Below are 14,329 nucleotides of genomic sequence, written 5' to 3' on the forward strand. Positions count from 1 at the left end.
GTCCCTCTCCCCTTGCGGGAGAGGGAGACCGCACACGGCGGCGAAAGCCGACGTTCTGGTGCGGTCGGGTGAGGGGTCGCACGAAACTCTACAGACGGACCGGCTTGACCCCTCATCCGTCAGGCTTCGCCTGCCACCCCTCCTCATGATCGCATGCGATCGTTCGTCGACCCGCAAGGGGAGAAGGGATAAGTCTCGACAATGGACACCCTCTCTGCCCGCTGGACCCGGCTTGAGCCACACACGATCGAGGTCGGCCCCGATGACGACCGCGTGCGTCCGGCCGTGATCCTGTTCCACGGGTGTGGGGGTATGCGGCCGCATCTGCCGCTCTATGCCGAGGCCGCAAAGGCCGCGGGCTGGCGGGCCCTCATCGTGGATTCCTACGCGCCGCGGGGATGGAGCCGGGCCTATGCCCTCGCCACGGTCTGTTCGGGCCTGCAACTGCGCGGCGACAAGCGGGCCGGGGACGTCCTGGCCGCGCTGCATGGTGTGTCTCAGCGGCGGGACGTGGACGCTTCGCGCATCGTCCTGGCAGGCTGGAGCCACGGCGGCTGGGGCATCATGGAGGCGATGAGTTCGGCACGGACGCGGGGAACGCTCGGCGTCCAGAACCCGGGCGAGATCGCCCTGGACGGGGTGAAATCCGTCTACCTCTGCTATCCCTACATCGGCATCGCGGCCCTGAACCGGATGCGGCCTTGGACCCACTGTCCCAAGACCCTGGCCGTCATCTCGCGCACCGATCACCTGACCAGCGTCAGCAATGCCGAGCGGGTCCATGCCATGGTCCGCAACTGCGGAGCCGAGGTCGAGACCTGGATCGCGGAGGGCACGCATGCGTTCGACGAGCCGACCTCCGCCCCGCCCATGCGCCACGACCCCGACCTCACAGCCGAGGCCATCCGCCGCTTCTCCGCCCTGCTGGCCGACACGGCCGTGGCACCACCGGTATAAGCCCGCGCTTGCCCCTGCGGGCGTCCCGGCTTATCCCCCCCGTCATGACCGCGCCCCTGATCTGCCCGTCGATCCTCGCCAGCGATTTCGCCCGCCTGGGTGAGGAGGTCGCCGCCCTGGAGGCCGCAGGCGCGGACTGGATCCACGTCGATGTGATGGACGGCCATTTCGTGCCCAACATCACCCTGGGCCCCGACATCGTGAAGGCCATCCGGCCGCACACCAGCCTGCCGTTCGATGTCCATCTGATGGTCGCGCCGGTCGATCCGTGGCTGGAGGCTTATCGCGAGGCCGGAGCCGATGTCCTGACGGTCCATCCCGAGAGCGGGCCGCACCTGCACCGGACGCTCGGCCGCATCCGCCAGCTGGGGGCCAAGGCCGGTATCGTCCTCAATCCCGGCACCCCGCTCGATGTCGTGGCCGAGGTGGTGGAGCTGGTGGATCTGGTCCTGCTGATGTCGGTCAATCCGGGTTTCGGGGGTCAGTCCTTCATCGACAGCACCTTGAAGAAGATCGAGCGGACCCGCGCCCTGCTGGATCGCGCCGGCTCCCGGGCGCATCTGCAGGTCGACGGCGGGGTGACCTCCGCCAATGCCGCGGCTTGCGTTTCCGCCGGCGCCGATGCCCTGGTCGCCGGATCATTCGTGTTCAAGGGCGGGCCGTCGGCCTATGCCGCCAATATCGCGGCGTTGAAGGCCGCGTGAATATTCCGGGCCAGAACAATCAGGACGCGGCCCCGCCTGCGGTCGCTGATGCCATCCCCGGCCTGCGCGGGGCGCCGGTTCGTACGCCGGTCCGCGCCAGCCAGACCAGCGGCGACCTCAGCCAATGGCCCGCCCTGGCCGGTCGGCTGCTGAGCCGTCAGCTCTGGATCGAGCTCTACGGCCTGCCCGGCTATACGATGACCCTAGGTGGCCATTCGGCTCAGGGCTTTGCCGCCACGCCGCGTGATCCGCGCCCCGTCGATTCCGAAAACGGGCGTCTGGTTCTCGGCGGGCGGTTCACCCTGGCAGGGCATAGTCTGGAGGCCGCCGCGCCCGACGATCCGTGGAACCGGCCCAGCCCCAACCGCGCCTTTGCCGTCGAACTGCACGGCTTCCAGTGGCTGCCGTCGCTGATGCTGCAGGAGGAGCGCGGCGCGCGCGAGGCCCTGAGGCTGACCCTGGCCTGGGCCACCACCTTTGCGCGCTGGTCGCCGTTCGCCTGGAGCCCGGCCATTCTGGCGCGGCGAACCTTCAACCTGGCCTGTGCGGCCCGCCGGATGGGGCAGGTCGCGACCGAGGCCGAGCGACTGAAACTGGCCGACCTGCTGGCCCGTCAGGCCCGCCAGCTGCTGCGCCCGCCGTCCAGCCTGGCCGAACAGGCCACCGCCCTGACCGCCGTGGCCGTTGCGGGCTGCACCCTGGCCGGCAAGTCGGGTGTTGGCCTGCGCCGGACCGCCCTGCATCGCCTGACCGCCGCCCTCGGTCGCACGGTCCTGGGCGACGGCAGCCATGCCTCACGCAGCCCCGAGGCCGGGATGGAGCTGCTGCTGGACCTGCTGACCCTGACCGACGTGCTAGGCCAGGTGTCCGAGCCGACGCCCGAGCCTGTGCGTCGCGCCATCCAGCGCCTGACGCGCGCCCTGCGGATCCACGCCCTGCCCGATGGCCGACTGGCCACCCTGCAAGGCGGCGGGCCGTCCACGGCGGCGCGGGTCGCCGCCGCACGGGCGCACGATGAGGCCGCGCCGACATCGTCGCTGTCGGGCAGCGTGGGCGGCATCGTCCGCATCCAGAGCCCCCTGCTGACCGTGATCGCCGACACGGCCGGGCCCGCGCGTGGCCCCTGGTCTGCCGCAGCCTGCGCCCAACCCATGGCGCTGGAAATCCTGTGCGGCAAGGATCGGCTGGTGACCGGCTGTGGCTGGACGCCCCAGGCGCTGGATCGTCAGGGGCTGCGCCTGCCACCCGGCCATTCGACGCTGACTTTGGGCGAAAGCACCATCGCCGAGCCGTTGGGTGGCTGGAAGGCCGAGGTCATGGGGCCGCGCCTGATCGGCCCACCCCTGCATGTGGAGGTCAACCACCGTGATGGCGAGGCCGCCGTCTGGCTGGAGGCCGAGCACGATGGCTGGGCCGCGCGCTTCGGCTTGTTGCACCAGCGCCGCCTGTATCTGGATCAGAAGCTGGACGAGTTGCGGGCCGAGGAGCGGCTGCATCCGTCGCCCGGTCATCGCGAGGGGGTTCGCCCCATTGCCGCCCCCTATGCTGTGCGGTTCCAGCTGGAGCCGGGCGTCCAGGCCTCGCTGGCCCGCGACCGGCGCTCCATCCTGCTGCGCGGCCACTCGGGACGGGGCTGGTGGTTCCGCACCGACGGGCCTGACGTGGCCATCGAACCCTCGGTCCATGTCGACGAGGGTCTGACACGGCGTTCGCTCCAGATCGTGGTGCGCGGCTCGGCCCGCACGGATGCCGAGACCAAGATACGCTGGAAGTTGAGCCCCGCCGGGGCGGGGTCCGATCCGTCCTGAGCTCTTGAGGTTCGGCACCGCCGCGACCATCTGACCGTTGCCGCGTTACCGCTTGTCTGCACAGGATCGTTTCATGAGTTTCGCCGACCCCAAAGCTGCGTCCGATGACCTGATCAAGGACGGCTCAGACGCCGGCTTCATGGCCGACATCGTCGAAGCCTCGAAGGTCCAGCCCGTGATCGTGGACTTCTGGGCGACCTGGTGCGGGCCGTGCCGGACCCTGACACCCATGCTGGAAAAGGCCGTCCGGGCCGCTGGGGGCAAGGTCAAGCTGGTCAAGATCGATGTGGACGCCAACCCGGCCTATGCGGGGCAGCTGCGGGTCCAATCCATCCCAACCGTCTATGCCTTCGTCGACGGCAAGCCGGTGGACGGGTTTCAGGGCGCGGTGCCGGAAAGCCAGCTGAAGGCCTTCATCGACAAGCTGGCGGGCGGACCCGGCATCAACTCGGATGTCGAACAGCTGTTGTCGCTTGGCGCGGAGTCCCTGTCGCTCAACGACCTCGGCGGCGCGGCCCAGGCCTATGCCCAGGTCCTGACACTGGAGCCGGAGAACGAGAGCGCCATCGCGGGCATGGCGCGGGTCTATCTGGCCGACGGCGACGCCGATCAGGCGCGCCAGACCCTGGCCATGGCCGCGCCGGATTCGAAGAACGCCGACGTCGTCAGCCTGCGCGCCCAACTGTCGCTGGCGTCCGCCGCGCCGACCGGCGAGGCCGAGGCTCTTGCGGCCCGTGTCGCCGCCGACCCGTCCGATCATCAGGCCCGCTATGATTTATCGCTGGCCCAGGCGGCCGGCGGCGACTTCAAGGCGGCGGTGGACAGCCTGCTGGCCATCGTCGCGGCCGACCGCGAATGGAACGATCAGGCCGCCCGCAAGCAGTTGCTGACGGTCTTCGAAGCGGCGGGACCAGCGTCCGACGTGGCCCGAGACGGCCGCCGCCGCCTGTCCTCCATCCTATTCGCCTGAAGGAGCGCCGCGTGGCTCAGGGTTACGTCAAGGCCAGCGACCTGCCCCAGGTGATCCCGGTCTTTCCGCTGCCCGGGACCATCCTCCTGCCGCGCGGTCAGCTGCCGCTGAACATCTTCGAGCCCCGCTATCTGAACATGATCGATGATGCGATGGCGGGCGACCGCATCATCGGCATGCTTCAGCCGACGGCGGGGCCGCGCCGCCTGCCCAGCCTGTCGTCGGTCGGGTGCGCTGGCCGGATCACCAGTTTCGCCGAGACGTCGGATGGGCGCTATCTGATCACCCTCACCGGCTGTGCCCGCTTCCGGCTGGCCAGCGAAATCCCGGCCCAGACGCCCTATCGTCAGATCCGCGCTGACTTCGGTGCTTATGAAGCCGATCTGATCGCCCCGCCGCGCGAGGACGAGGGGCTGGATCGGGATCGTCTGCTGGACGCCCTGCGCGCCTATATGGAGACGCGCGGTCTGGACATCGACTGGGACACCGCCGAGACCGCCCCGCCCGAGGCCCTGATCAACAGCCTGTCGATGGCCCTGCCCTTCGACGGGGCCGAGAAGCAGGCGCTGCTGGAGGCCGTGACCCTGCCCGACCGCGCCGCTGTCCTGACCGCGCTTCTGACCATCGACGCCGCCGAGGCCGGAGACGGCGAAGCGCCGTCCATGCAGTGAGAAAGGTTCTAGGTTTTAGGGGTTAGGTTCCAGGGAACGGAAAACCTGGCGGTAGCCCATCTGCGCTCTTCTCTAGAACCTAGAACCTAGAACCTAGAACCTATACCCTGCCGCTATGTCCGACACCTTCCACACCCCGACCGCTGTCGATCCGCGCCTTCTCGAAGTGCTGGTCTGCCCCGTCACGCGTGGCACCCTGTCCTATGATCGCGAGCGCCAGGAACTGGTGTCCAAGGGGGCCAAGCTGGCCTTCCCCATCCGCGACGGGGTGCCGATCATGCTGACGGAAGAAGCGCGGACGCTCGACTAGACGACCAGCACCGTGCCGATCAGCAGGCGCGCACCAGCCCGTCCCAGTGTTGCATTGGTCGCGGCCTGAAGCTGGGCGACCAGGCGCTCCACATCCGGGGCCATGCCGGGCAGGGTCGTCGAGGCCACCCGCTGTACCACTGTATTATAGGCGGCCCGCAGGCGTGGGGCGGACTGGGTTGCGCGTGTCCTCAGCGCAGCGTCCGCCACGTCCAGCCCGACCTCGACCGACATGACGGCGCGGCGACCATTGGCCCCCGAGACACTGCCCGTCACGGTCGGCAGGCGCATGAAGGTCGCCTGGGGCGCGGCACCGCCGCCGCCCGACGCCGCCGCGGCGGAGGGAGCGGAAACGGCAAGGGCCGCGAGGCCGAGAAGAGCGCGACGATCCATGGGCGGACCTTCGCACGGCGCGCTTAAGGTCCGGTTACGCGGCCTGCGTCTGTGCCACCTGTGTTTGTGAAGGCGCGATCTGCGGAGCCATGGACTTCAGGTCCAGCAGGGCGAACAGCTGTGCATCCTCGTCCTGTTCCGGATTGGGCGTGGTCAGAAGTTTCCCGCCCACGAAGATGGAGTTGGCCCCGGCCAGGAAGCACAGGGCCTGCATCTCCGGGCTCATCGTCTCGCGCCCGGCCGACAGGCGAACCATGGCGCGCGGGCAGACCAGCCGCGCCACGGCGACCGTGCGCACGAACTCGATCGGGTCGATCTCGCCCTCACGCTTGACGCGGTCGCCCAGCGGCGTGCCCGTCACCGGCACGAGGGCATTGACCGGCAGGCTGTCGGGATGGACCGGCAGGGTCGCCAGCGCATGCAGCAGACCGGCCCGATCCCGGCGAGCCTCGCCCATGCCCACGATGCCGCCGCAGCAGGTCGACATGCCCGCATCGCGCACATGTTTCAGCGTATCCAGCCGGTCGTCATAGGTCCGGGTCGTGACGACCTCAGCATAGTATTCCGGGCCAGTGTCCAGGTTGTGATTGTAATAGTCGAGACCCGCGTCCTTCAGCTGGCGCGCCTGATCCGCCGTCAGCATCCCCAGGGTGGCGCAGGTCTCCAGCCCCAGGGCCTTCACGCCCGAGATCATCGCCGCCAGCTTGGGCGTGTCGCGATCCTTCAACTCACGCCAGGCCGCGCCCATGCAGAAGCGGGAGGCCCCGCCCGCCTTGGCCGCCATCGCCTCGGCCAGAACGGTTGTGGTGTCCATCAGCTTTTCGGCCTTCAGCCCCGTCTGGAAACTGGCCGACTGCGAGCAGTAGCCGCAGTTCTCGGCGCAACCGCCGGTCTTGATCGACAGCAGCTGGGATTTCTGCACCTCGGACGGATCGAACCAGGCGCGGTGAACCGTCGCGGCCTCGAACACGAGCTCCATGAAGGGGCGGGCGAACAGGGCCTCGACCTCCTCCAGCGTCCAGTCGTTGCGGGGCGTAGCCATGGGGTGAGCGGTCGCTTGGGTCATGACGGCTGATTAGCGCCGCCGGCCCGTGCCGCCAAGCTGTTACAGAGACCCCGCCACCGCCAAACACATAAAGACATCCTTATGGGTTTCTTGCCGCGAGGGGGTGGGCGGTCTATATGCGCGCAACCCTCATCGACCGGACCCCCGCCCATGACTGACTATATCGTACGCGACATCTCCCTGGCCCCCTTCGGCAACAAGGAGATCGCGATCGCGGAAACCGAAATGCCCGGCCTGATGGCGCTGCGCGAAGAGTTCGGTCCCTCTCAGATCCTGAAGGGCGCCCGCATCGCCGGCAGCCTGCACATGACCATCCAGACCGCCGTGCTGATCCAGACGCTGGAAGCGCTGGGTGCCGAGGTGCGCTGGGCCTCCTGCAACATCTATTCGACCCAGGATCACGCCGCCGCCGCCATCGCCGCCAACGGCACGCCGGTCTTCGCCACCAAGGGCGAGACGCTGGAAGAATACTGGGACTATGCCCACAAGATCTTCGAATGGGCCGACGGCGGCTATCCGAACCTGATCCTGGACGACGGCGGCGACGCCACACTGCTATGCGTGCTCGGTCCCAAGGCCGAACAGGACATCAGCGTTCTGGACAACCCTCAGAACGAAGAAGAAGAGGCCCTCTTCGCCGTCATGAAGCGGTATCTGAAAGAGAAGCCCGGCTTCTACTCGGCCATCCGCGACGCCATCGGCGGCGTGTCGGAAGAGACCACCACCGGCGTTCACCGCCTGTATGAAATGGCCAAGAAGGGCGACCTGCCGTTCCCCGCCATCAACGTCAACGACAGCGTCACCAAGTCCAAGTTCGACAATCTGTACGGCTGCCGCGAAAGCCTGGTCGACGCCATCCGCCGCGGCACCGACGTCATGCTGTCGGGCAAGGTCGCCGTGGTCTGCGGCTACGGCGACGTCGGCAAGGGCTCGGCCGCCTCGCTGCGCCAGGGCGGCGCCCGCGTGATCGTGACCGAGATCGACCCTATCTGCGCGCTTCAGGCCGCGATGGAAGGCTATGACGTCCAGACCCTGGACGACGTCGCGGACAAGGCCGACATCTTCGTCACCGCCACGGGCAACAAGGACGTCATCACCGTCGACCACATGCGGGCGATGCGTCACAACGCCATCGTCTGCAACATCGGCCACTTCGACAGCGAGATTCAGGTCGCGGGCCTGAAGAACATGAAGTGGGACGAGATCAAGCCGCAGGTCGACCACGTCGAATTCCCGGACGGCAAGAAGATCATCCTGCTGTCCAAGGGCCGTCTGGTGAACCTGGGCAATGCCACGGGCCACCCGTCCTTCGTGATGTCGGCCAGCTTCACCAACCAGACCCTGGCCCAGATCGAGCTGTGGACCAACAAGGCCAAGTACGACAACCAGGTCTATGTCCTGCCCAAACACCTGGATGAGAAGGTCGCCATGCTGCACCTGGGCAAGCTGGGGGCCAAGCTGACGACACTGTCCAAGGAACAGGCCGACTATATCTCGGTCTCGACGGAAGGCCCGTTCAAGCCGGATCATTACAGGTATTAAGAGCGCTAGCGCTCGCGACGCGGTGGGTCGCTGCTTGAGCGAGATGGTGAAATGATTTGGGCCGGGAGCGTTGCGCTTCCGGCCCTTGTCGTATCAGGCCGCGATCATCGACTGGCCCAGGTCCTGGCTGCGGTCGGCCAGGCCGTTCTCGAAGTCCATGAAGATGTCGATCAACTCGTCGACACTGACTGGATTGGCATTCGGGCCGAAGCGGAACCGCCAGAAGCTGACGACATGCTGGACCGCGCCCAGCTGATCGCCCAGGCGCGCGAACAGGTTCGGGGCCGACAGCAGGAAGTCCCGAAACGCATTGGCTCCGCCCTCGACCGACAAGCCGACATAGGCGTCGTCATAGATCTTCAGCGTGCGCGAGACCTCCAGACAGGTCTGGGTGATCCGGTCGCTCAGAACCTCGCGACCCCGGTCCAGATATTCCTTGGCCGCCCGGTCGACCTTGCCGATCGGCTTGACCGTGCGCACGGCCTTGGCCACGCCGTCGATCTCGCCGCGCAGGCTGTTCAGCACCCATTTGTAATAGAGGAAGCCCTTCCAGCAGAAGATCCCTTCCTGATAGTCCTCGGGCTCCAGCCGCAGGGTGTGGCGCAGGGCCTCCATGCGATCACCCGGCTCATTGGACAGGATCTTGCCGGCCAGACGCCGCGACGAGGCGGAATTGGCATTCTCCCCGCCCAGGCTGAGCGTCACCAGCGGGCGGATTTCCTCCTCCACGAAGTGGAGCATGCGCGCCATGTCGGATTCGCTGATCGCCAGATAGCAGGGCGCGGGCTCCACCCCGTTCCGCTTCAGCTGTTCGCGCAGCAGGAACGGGTCGAGCGACGGCAGCCGGTCCAGCAGCTTCAGCGTGGCGATATCGGGGTGGTCATGCTCGACCCCGAACGCCTCCTTCATCAGCCGTTCGAAATGGCGCTGACCGACGAACAGGAACCGCCCCCCGGTTCGCAGGTCGTTGGTGTCGATCGGAATGACGATCTTGGTCGCCACCTGGCGCTTGATCGGAAAGGCGTCCAGCTCGTCGCGGCGCAGCCGGTGCTTGATGATCATCGAGCGATTGAGCTGGGGCGTGCGGAATAGCGGCTTTTCGGCCCATTCCTCCTCGTCGCCGTGATCCTTGTAGACATTCAGCAGGTTCAGTACCCGCGCCGTGGAGGCGGAGCTGCGCAGATGGACAAGGTTGCGGACGGAGCGATCGGTCATGGTCGAACCGTGTTTGACCGAAAAAGATGACCATGCCCTTAGCGGCCACGCTTTGACCTGGCCCACCATGTCGCAGCCGCGCCTATGGCGTATCGGGCCTGCGCGGCCTAGGTTGTCGACATGGGAAACGTGTTCAACATCCTGATCCTTGCGGCCATCGGCGGGGTGGCGATCACCCTCGGGTTCGGCATCTATTCGCTGTATCGAGGCGGGGACTATGCACGGTCGAACTCCAACAAGCTGATGCGGCTGCGGGTTGCGCTACAGGCTGTGGCGATCGTTCTGCTGGTCGTCGGCATGTGGTGGAAATCCACGCAAGGCGCCTGAGCCGTGGTCGTCCTGAACCGCATCTACACCAAGACCGGCGATGACGGGCAGACCGGACTGGCGTCCGGCGCACGCGTGTCGAAGAGCGATGCGCGGGTCGAGGCCTACGGCTGTGTCGACGAACTGAATGCCGTCATCGGCGTCGCCCGCCTGCACTCCGGCCAGAATGACCGCATCGACGCCATGCTGGCGCGCATCCAGAACGAGCTGTTCGACCTGGGGGCTGACCTGGCCACACCGCTGGACCCGGTGCCGAAATGGGAGGCTCTGCGCATCCTCGACAGCCAGGTCGAGCGGCTGGAAGCCGAGATCGACTGGATGAACGAGAGCCTGAAAGCTCTGGACAGCTTCATCCTGCCGGGCGGCGCGCCGCTGTCGGCGCATCTGCATCTGGCCCGCACCGTGGCCCGCCGGGCGGAGCGCGAGGCGATCCGGCTGGTCGAGGCGGGACAGGCCGTCACCCCCGCCGCCATCCGATATCTGAACCGCCTGTCCGACCACCTGTTCTGCGCCGCCCGCCGGGCTAATGCCAACGGGGCCGAAGACGTCAAATGGAAACCGGGCGCGACACGCTGACCGCCGGACGCGGGGCCAGGCTGCGGCTCAGATCGCCTGACCCTGCAGCAGCTTCGGCAGATCGCCCGTCGCCCCACCCGCCTCGTGCATGAAGGCGCGGCGGAGGGGGGCGATACGGTTGACGGCGGCGATGCCCAGGTCGCGGGCCAGCCGGACCGGCGCGATATCGTTGGAGAACAGCCGCACGAAGGCGTCGAAGCCGGCCGCCAAAGCCGCATTGTCGAACCGGCGCCAGCGGGCATAGCGGTCCAGCGTCGTCTCCGCGCCGATATCCTCGCCCAGCCGTATCGCCTCGATCAGCACCTCGGCCAGGGCGGCGGCGTCCTTCAGCCCCATGTTCAGACCCTGTCCGGCCACGGGATGCACGGCGTGGGCCGCATCGCCGATCAGGGCCGTGCGCGGGGCTGTCAGGGCCTCGGCCAGTTGCAGCGACAGCGGATAGACGAAGCGCGGCCCCGCCACCGTGACACGACCCAGAAAGTCTCCGAACCGACGACGCAGGTGCGAATGGAAGGTTTCGTCCGACGCGTCCCGCAGCGCCTCGGCCCGCCGTGTCGTCTCGGTCCAGACCAGACTGGCCCGACGCTCGGTCAGGGGCAGGATGGCGAACGGCCCGGCGGGCAGGAAATATTCATGCGCCACATTGCCGTGGTCGCGCTCCATCTGCACCGTCGCCACGACGCCGCTCTGGCCATAGGACCAGCCGGTGGTGTCGATGCCCGCTGCCTGCCGCACCAGCGACCCCCGTCCCTCGGCCCCGACGACGACGCTGGCCGTCAGGACCGATCCGTCGGCCAGGGTGATAGTGCTGAGCCCCGGCCCGGCCTCCACAGCGCTCACCGCAGCGGGGGCGCGGACTTCGATCCCGGCAGCCGTGACGGCCTCGGCCAGGGCCGAGCGGATGCGGCGGTTCTCGACCATATAGCCCAAGGGCTCGCCGCCGTTTCGATCGCCGATCTCGTCCGCATCGAACCGCAGCCAGGCCGCTGAAGCCCCTTTCGACGCCGCACCGGGCCGCCGCCCGTCGGTGACCAGGATATGATCCATCCGGCAGGCGTGAGACCGCAAGCCGTCTCCGACACCCAGGGCGTCCAGCATGCGGAAGGTCGAAAAGGCGATGGCCGTGGATCGCCCGTCGAAGGTCGGGGCCAACTGGGCGCTGAACGGCTGGGGATCGATCAGCACGACCTTCAGCCCGCCTTGTGCCGCAGCCAGGGCAAAGGTCGCCCCCGCCATTCCGGCCCCGGCGATTACGACGTCGTAGCGATCAGCCTGTGTCATTCCGCCTTGTCGCGCCACCGCCGCGCGCCGTCCAGTGCCGCGAGGTCGCGGCATCTCTCCTCATCCATCTGGTAAATGCCCTCTTAACCCTGAGTGGGCGACAAGTGCGGGCACGATTAGTCCGTCTGGAGTTCGCCCCCGCATGTCCGCCGCCCTTGCCATTGGAATGCAGGCCTGGAGCGGTGCGCGCATCCTTTGGGACGCGCCGATCGCGGTGCGGTTTCGCGGTGTCCTGCAGGCCCTACTGGCCAGCCTGCTGCTGGTCGCCCTGATCTCGTGGAATCCGTCCGACCCCAGCCTGAACGCGGCGTCAGGTGCGGCACCGACTAACTGGCTGGGGGCCAATGGGGCTCTGTTCGCCGATCTGTTCATGCAGTCGCTCGGCCTGGCCGCCTGGCCCACGGCCTTGCTGCTGATCGCCTTCGGCCTGTCCCGCGCCATCGGCGACATCGTCCAGCAAAGATTGAAGCCCACGCCGCTGAAGGCCCTCTCCGCGACCCTGGGCGTGCTGTGCCTGTCCGCCGCCCTGTCGGCCCTGGCCGCGCCCGCCGCCTGGCCGCTGGCGTCCAGCCTGGGCGGGTTGTGGGGTGACGGCATTGTGGGCCTGGTGCGTAGCCTGTGCGCCGCTATCCGCGTGCCCGGCGCTCCGGTCTGGGCGGGCGTGATATTCCTGCCGCTGGGCCTGTGGGGCGTCGGCTATGCCATCGGCCTTCGCGTCTCGGACCTGACCGACGGTCTGAGCTGGATCGGCGGCATGCGACGCAGCGCTCCCGCCGCCAAGGTCGCCCATGAAACCACGCCCCCGGCGCCCAAACGCCAGCGCCCCGCGCCCGAGCCTGAGCTCGATGCCGTCCCGACCGGACGTGTCGCGGCGGATGCCGCCGAAACTCCGCCCTGGGCCGAACCTGCCCCCGCCTATGCGCCCCTGCCGGCCCAGTCAGCGCCCGAGCCCAAGGTCGCCGCGGTCAAGGCCCCCAAGGCGTCCAAGCGCGAGGCCGACGATGCCCAGGTCGCCTTCGACTTCGCTCGCCCCTCGACCGGCTTCGACCTGCCGCCGCTAACCATGCTGACCAAGCCCGAGAAGCGCGTCGGCACCGTCGACGAAGAGGCGCTGAAGGCCAATGCCAAGATGCTGGAGGGCGTGCTTCAGGAGTTCGGCGTGCGCGGCGTCATCGACCAGATTCGCCCCGGCCCGGTCGTTACCCTGTATGAGCTGGTACCGGCGCCGGGCGTGAAACATGGCCGCGTCGTGGCGCTGTCGGACGACATCGCCCGCTCCATGTCGGCCCGTGCCTGCCGCATCAGCGTGGTGGCCGGTCGCAACGCCATCGGCATCGAACTGCCCAATGCCCGGCGCGAGACCGTCTATCTGCGCGACCTCCTGGCCTCGACCGAATACGACAAGCCCAGCCACCTGCTGCCGCTGGCCCTGGGCGAAACCATCGGGGGCGAGCCCTACGTCGCCGACCTGGCGCGCATGCCCCACCTGCTGATCGCGGGCACCACCGGTTCGGGCAAGTCGGTCGGGGTCAACGCCATGATCCTGTCGATCCTGTACCGCCACAGCCCCGCGGAGTGCCGCTTCATCATGATCGACCCCAAGATGCTGGAGCTGTCGGTCTATGACGGCATCCCGCACCTGCTGGCCCCCGTCGTCACCGATCCGAAGAAGGCCGTCGTCGCCCTGAAATGGACGGTGCGCGAGATGGAGGACCGCTATCGGCGGATGTCCAAACTGGGGGTGAGGAACGTCGCCAGCTACAACGACCGCGCCCGCGAGGCCCAGGCCAAGGGCGAGCATTTCGAGCGCACGGTCCAGACCGGCTTCGACGAGCAGGGCCGCCCCGTTTACGAAAGCGAAAAGATCCGGCCCGAACCGCTGCCCTTCCTCGTGGTCGTCATGGACGAGATGGCCGACCTGATGCTGGTTGCCGGCAAGGATGTGGAGGGTGCGGTCCAGCGCCTGGCCCAGATGGCGCGCGCCGCCGGTATCCACCTGATCATGGCCACCCAGCGCCCGTCGGTGGACGTCATCACCGGCACCATCAAGGCCAACTTCCCGACCCGGATATCTTTCCAGGTCACCTCCAAGATCGACAGCCGCACCATCCTGGGCGAACAGGGCGGCGAGCAGCTGCTGGGCCAGGGCGACATGCTCTATATGGCCGGTGGCGGCCGCATCACCCGTCTGCACGGCCCGTTCGTGGACGACAAGGAAGTCGAGGCCGTCTGCAACCACCTGAAGGCCCAGGCCGAGCCCGACTATCTGGACCTGATCACCGACGATCCCGACGGCGACGGCGATGCGGGCGGGTTCGACGATGGCGGCGGAAGTTCTGGCGACGACCTCTACGACCGCGCCGTCGCCGTCGTCACCCGCGACCGCAAGGCCTCGACCTCCTATGTCCAGCGCCGCCTGCAGATCGGCTACAACCGCGCCGCCTCCCTGATCGAACGGATGGAGCAGGAAGGCGTCGTGTCACCGGCCAACCACGCAGGGAAACGCGACG

14 protein-coding genes are annotated in these 14,329 nt (G+C 67.9%); 10 read left to right on the forward strand and 4 right to left on the reverse strand.

The genetic code is table 11. The annotated features are described in order from the left end of the window. The first annotated feature begins 201 nt into the window (after positions 1–201). From JHC81_RS10460 to JHC81_RS10485, 6 genes are all read left to right on the forward strand, one after another. Complete coding sequence (locus JHC81_RS10460; RefSeq protein WP_292174227.1) at positions 202–957, forward strand: dienelactone hydrolase; 756 nt, start codon at positions 202–204, stop codon at positions 955–957. 44 nt (positions 958–1,001) lie between these two features. Then, positions 1,002–1,661, forward strand: a complete 660-nt coding sequence (gene rpe, locus JHC81_RS10465) for a ribulose-phosphate 3-epimerase (RefSeq protein ID WP_292174230.1) — start codon at positions 1,002–1,004, stop codon at positions 1,659–1,661. Beyond that, positions 1,658–3,469 (forward strand): heparinase II/III family protein, encoded by a 1,812-nt coding sequence (locus JHC81_RS10470; RefSeq protein ID WP_292174232.1) that lies wholly within the window; start codon positions 1,658–1,660, stop codon positions 3,467–3,469. The genes rpe and JHC81_RS10470 overlap by 4 nt, the downstream gene beginning before the upstream one ends. 73 nt (positions 3,470–3,542) lie before the next feature. Beyond that, positions 3,543–4,439, forward strand: a complete 897-nt coding sequence (trxA, locus tag JHC81_RS10475; RefSeq protein ID WP_292174235.1) for a thioredoxin — start codon at positions 3,543–3,545, stop codon at positions 4,437–4,439. Positions 4,440–4,450: 11 nt separating this feature from the next. Continuing rightward, positions 4,451–5,110, forward strand: a complete 660-nt coding sequence (locus JHC81_RS10480) for an LON peptidase substrate-binding domain-containing protein (RefSeq protein ID WP_292174238.1) — start codon at positions 4,451–4,453, stop codon at positions 5,108–5,110. A 115-nt stretch (positions 5,111–5,225) separates the two neighbouring features. Further along, positions 5,226–5,420, forward strand: coding sequence for a Trm112 family protein (locus JHC81_RS10485; protein WP_292174241.1), 195 nt, complete (start codon positions 5,226–5,228; stop codon positions 5,418–5,420). Here JHC81_RS10485 and JHC81_RS10490 read toward each other — a convergent pair. Next, complete coding sequence (locus JHC81_RS10490; RefSeq protein WP_292174242.1) at positions 5,417–5,812, reverse strand: Tat pathway signal protein; 396 nt, start codon at positions 5,810–5,812, stop codon at positions 5,417–5,419. The genes JHC81_RS10485 and JHC81_RS10490 overlap by 4 nt on opposite strands. A 34-nt stretch (positions 5,813–5,846) precedes the next feature. Continuing rightward, positions 5,847–6,878, reverse strand: a complete 1,032-nt coding sequence (bioB, locus tag JHC81_RS10495) for a biotin synthase BioB (protein ID WP_292174244.1) — start codon at positions 6,876–6,878, stop codon at positions 5,847–5,849. 150 nt (positions 6,879–7,028) lie between these two features. Between bioB and ahcY the strand changes: the two genes are divergently transcribed. Beyond that, on the forward strand, positions 7,029–8,420 hold the full coding sequence (gene ahcY, locus JHC81_RS10500) for an adenosylhomocysteinase (RefSeq protein WP_292174245.1): 1,392 nt from the start codon (positions 7,029–7,031) through the stop codon (positions 8,418–8,420). Between the two features lie 93 nt (positions 8,421–8,513). On the opposite strand, the gene JHC81_RS10505 is transcribed toward ahcY, so the two are convergent. Next, a complete protein-coding gene (locus tag JHC81_RS10505) occupies positions 8,514–9,635 on the reverse strand; it encodes a hypothetical protein (protein WP_292174247.1) in 1,122 nt (373 codons plus the stop codon). A 120-nt stretch (positions 9,636–9,755) separates the two neighbouring features. On the opposite strand from JHC81_RS10505, the gene JHC81_RS10510 reads away from it, so the two are divergent. After that, on the forward strand, positions 9,756–9,962 hold the full coding sequence (locus tag JHC81_RS10510) for a twin transmembrane helix small protein (protein ID WP_292174249.1): 207 nt from the start codon (positions 9,756–9,758) through the stop codon (positions 9,960–9,962). Positions 9,963–9,965: 3 nt separating this feature from the next. Continuing rightward, the gene (locus JHC81_RS10515; RefSeq protein ID WP_292174252.1) at positions 9,966–10,538 is read left to right on the forward strand and encodes a cob(I)yrinic acid a,c-diamide adenosyltransferase; all 573 of its coding nucleotides are present in this window, start codon (positions 9,966–9,968) and stop codon (positions 10,536–10,538) included. Positions 10,539–10,565: 27 nt separating this feature from the next. Here the strand turns inward: JHC81_RS10515 and JHC81_RS10520 are convergent, their stop codons facing one another. Beyond that, the gene (locus tag JHC81_RS10520; protein ID WP_292174254.1) at positions 10,566–11,819 is read right to left on the reverse strand and encodes a UbiH/UbiF/VisC/COQ6 family ubiquinone biosynthesis hydroxylase; all 1,254 of its coding nucleotides are present in this window, start codon (positions 11,817–11,819) and stop codon (positions 10,566–10,568) included. A gap of 142 nt (positions 11,820–11,961) precedes the next feature. Between JHC81_RS10520 and JHC81_RS10525 the strand changes: the two genes are divergently transcribed. Next, on the forward strand, positions 11,962–14,329 hold a 2,368-nt coding region (locus JHC81_RS10525; protein WP_292174256.1), incomplete at its 3' end, for a DNA translocase FtsK.

It is taken from the genome of Brevundimonas sp. (genome assembly GCF_016463295.1).
GTDB lineage: Bacteria > Pseudomonadota > Alphaproteobacteria > Caulobacterales > Caulobacteraceae > Brevundimonas.

Bases quoted from the DNA above. Each gene is read 5' to 3' on its own strand.
- JHC81_RS10460 (WP_292174227.1), top strand. From the start codon at position 202: ATGGACACCCTCTCTGCCCGCTGGACCCGGCTTGAGCCACACACGATC.
- JHC81_RS10510 (WP_292174249.1), top strand. From the start codon at position 9,756: ATGGGAAACGTGTTCAACATCCTGATCCTTGCGGCCATCGGCGGGGTG.
- ahcY (WP_292174245.1), top strand. From the start codon at position 7,029: ATGACTGACTATATCGTACGCGACATCTCCCTGGCCCCCTTCGGCAAC.
- JHC81_RS10490 (WP_292174242.1), bottom strand. From the start codon at position 5,812: ATGGATCGTCGCGCTCTTCTCGGCCTCGCGGCCCTTGCCGTTTCCGCT.
- JHC81_RS10505 (WP_292174247.1), bottom strand. From the start codon at position 9,635: ATGACCGATCGCTCCGTCCGCAACCTTGTCCATCTGCGCAGCTCCGCC.
- JHC81_RS10520 (WP_292174254.1), bottom strand. From the start codon at position 11,819: ATGACACAGGCTGATCGCTACGACGTCGTAATCGCCGGGGCCGGAATG.
- rpe (WP_292174230.1), top strand. From the start codon at position 1,002: ATGACCGCGCCCCTGATCTGCCCGTCGATCCTCGCCAGCGATTTCGCC.
- trxA (WP_292174235.1), top strand. From the start codon at position 3,543: ATGAGTTTCGCCGACCCCAAAGCTGCGTCCGATGACCTGATCAAGGAC.
- JHC81_RS10485 (WP_292174241.1), top strand. From the start codon at position 5,226: ATGTCCGACACCTTCCACACCCCGACCGCTGTCGATCCGCGCCTTCTC.
- bioB (WP_292174244.1), bottom strand. From the start codon at position 6,878: ATGACCCAAGCGACCGCTCACCCCATGGCTACGCCCCGCAACGACTGG.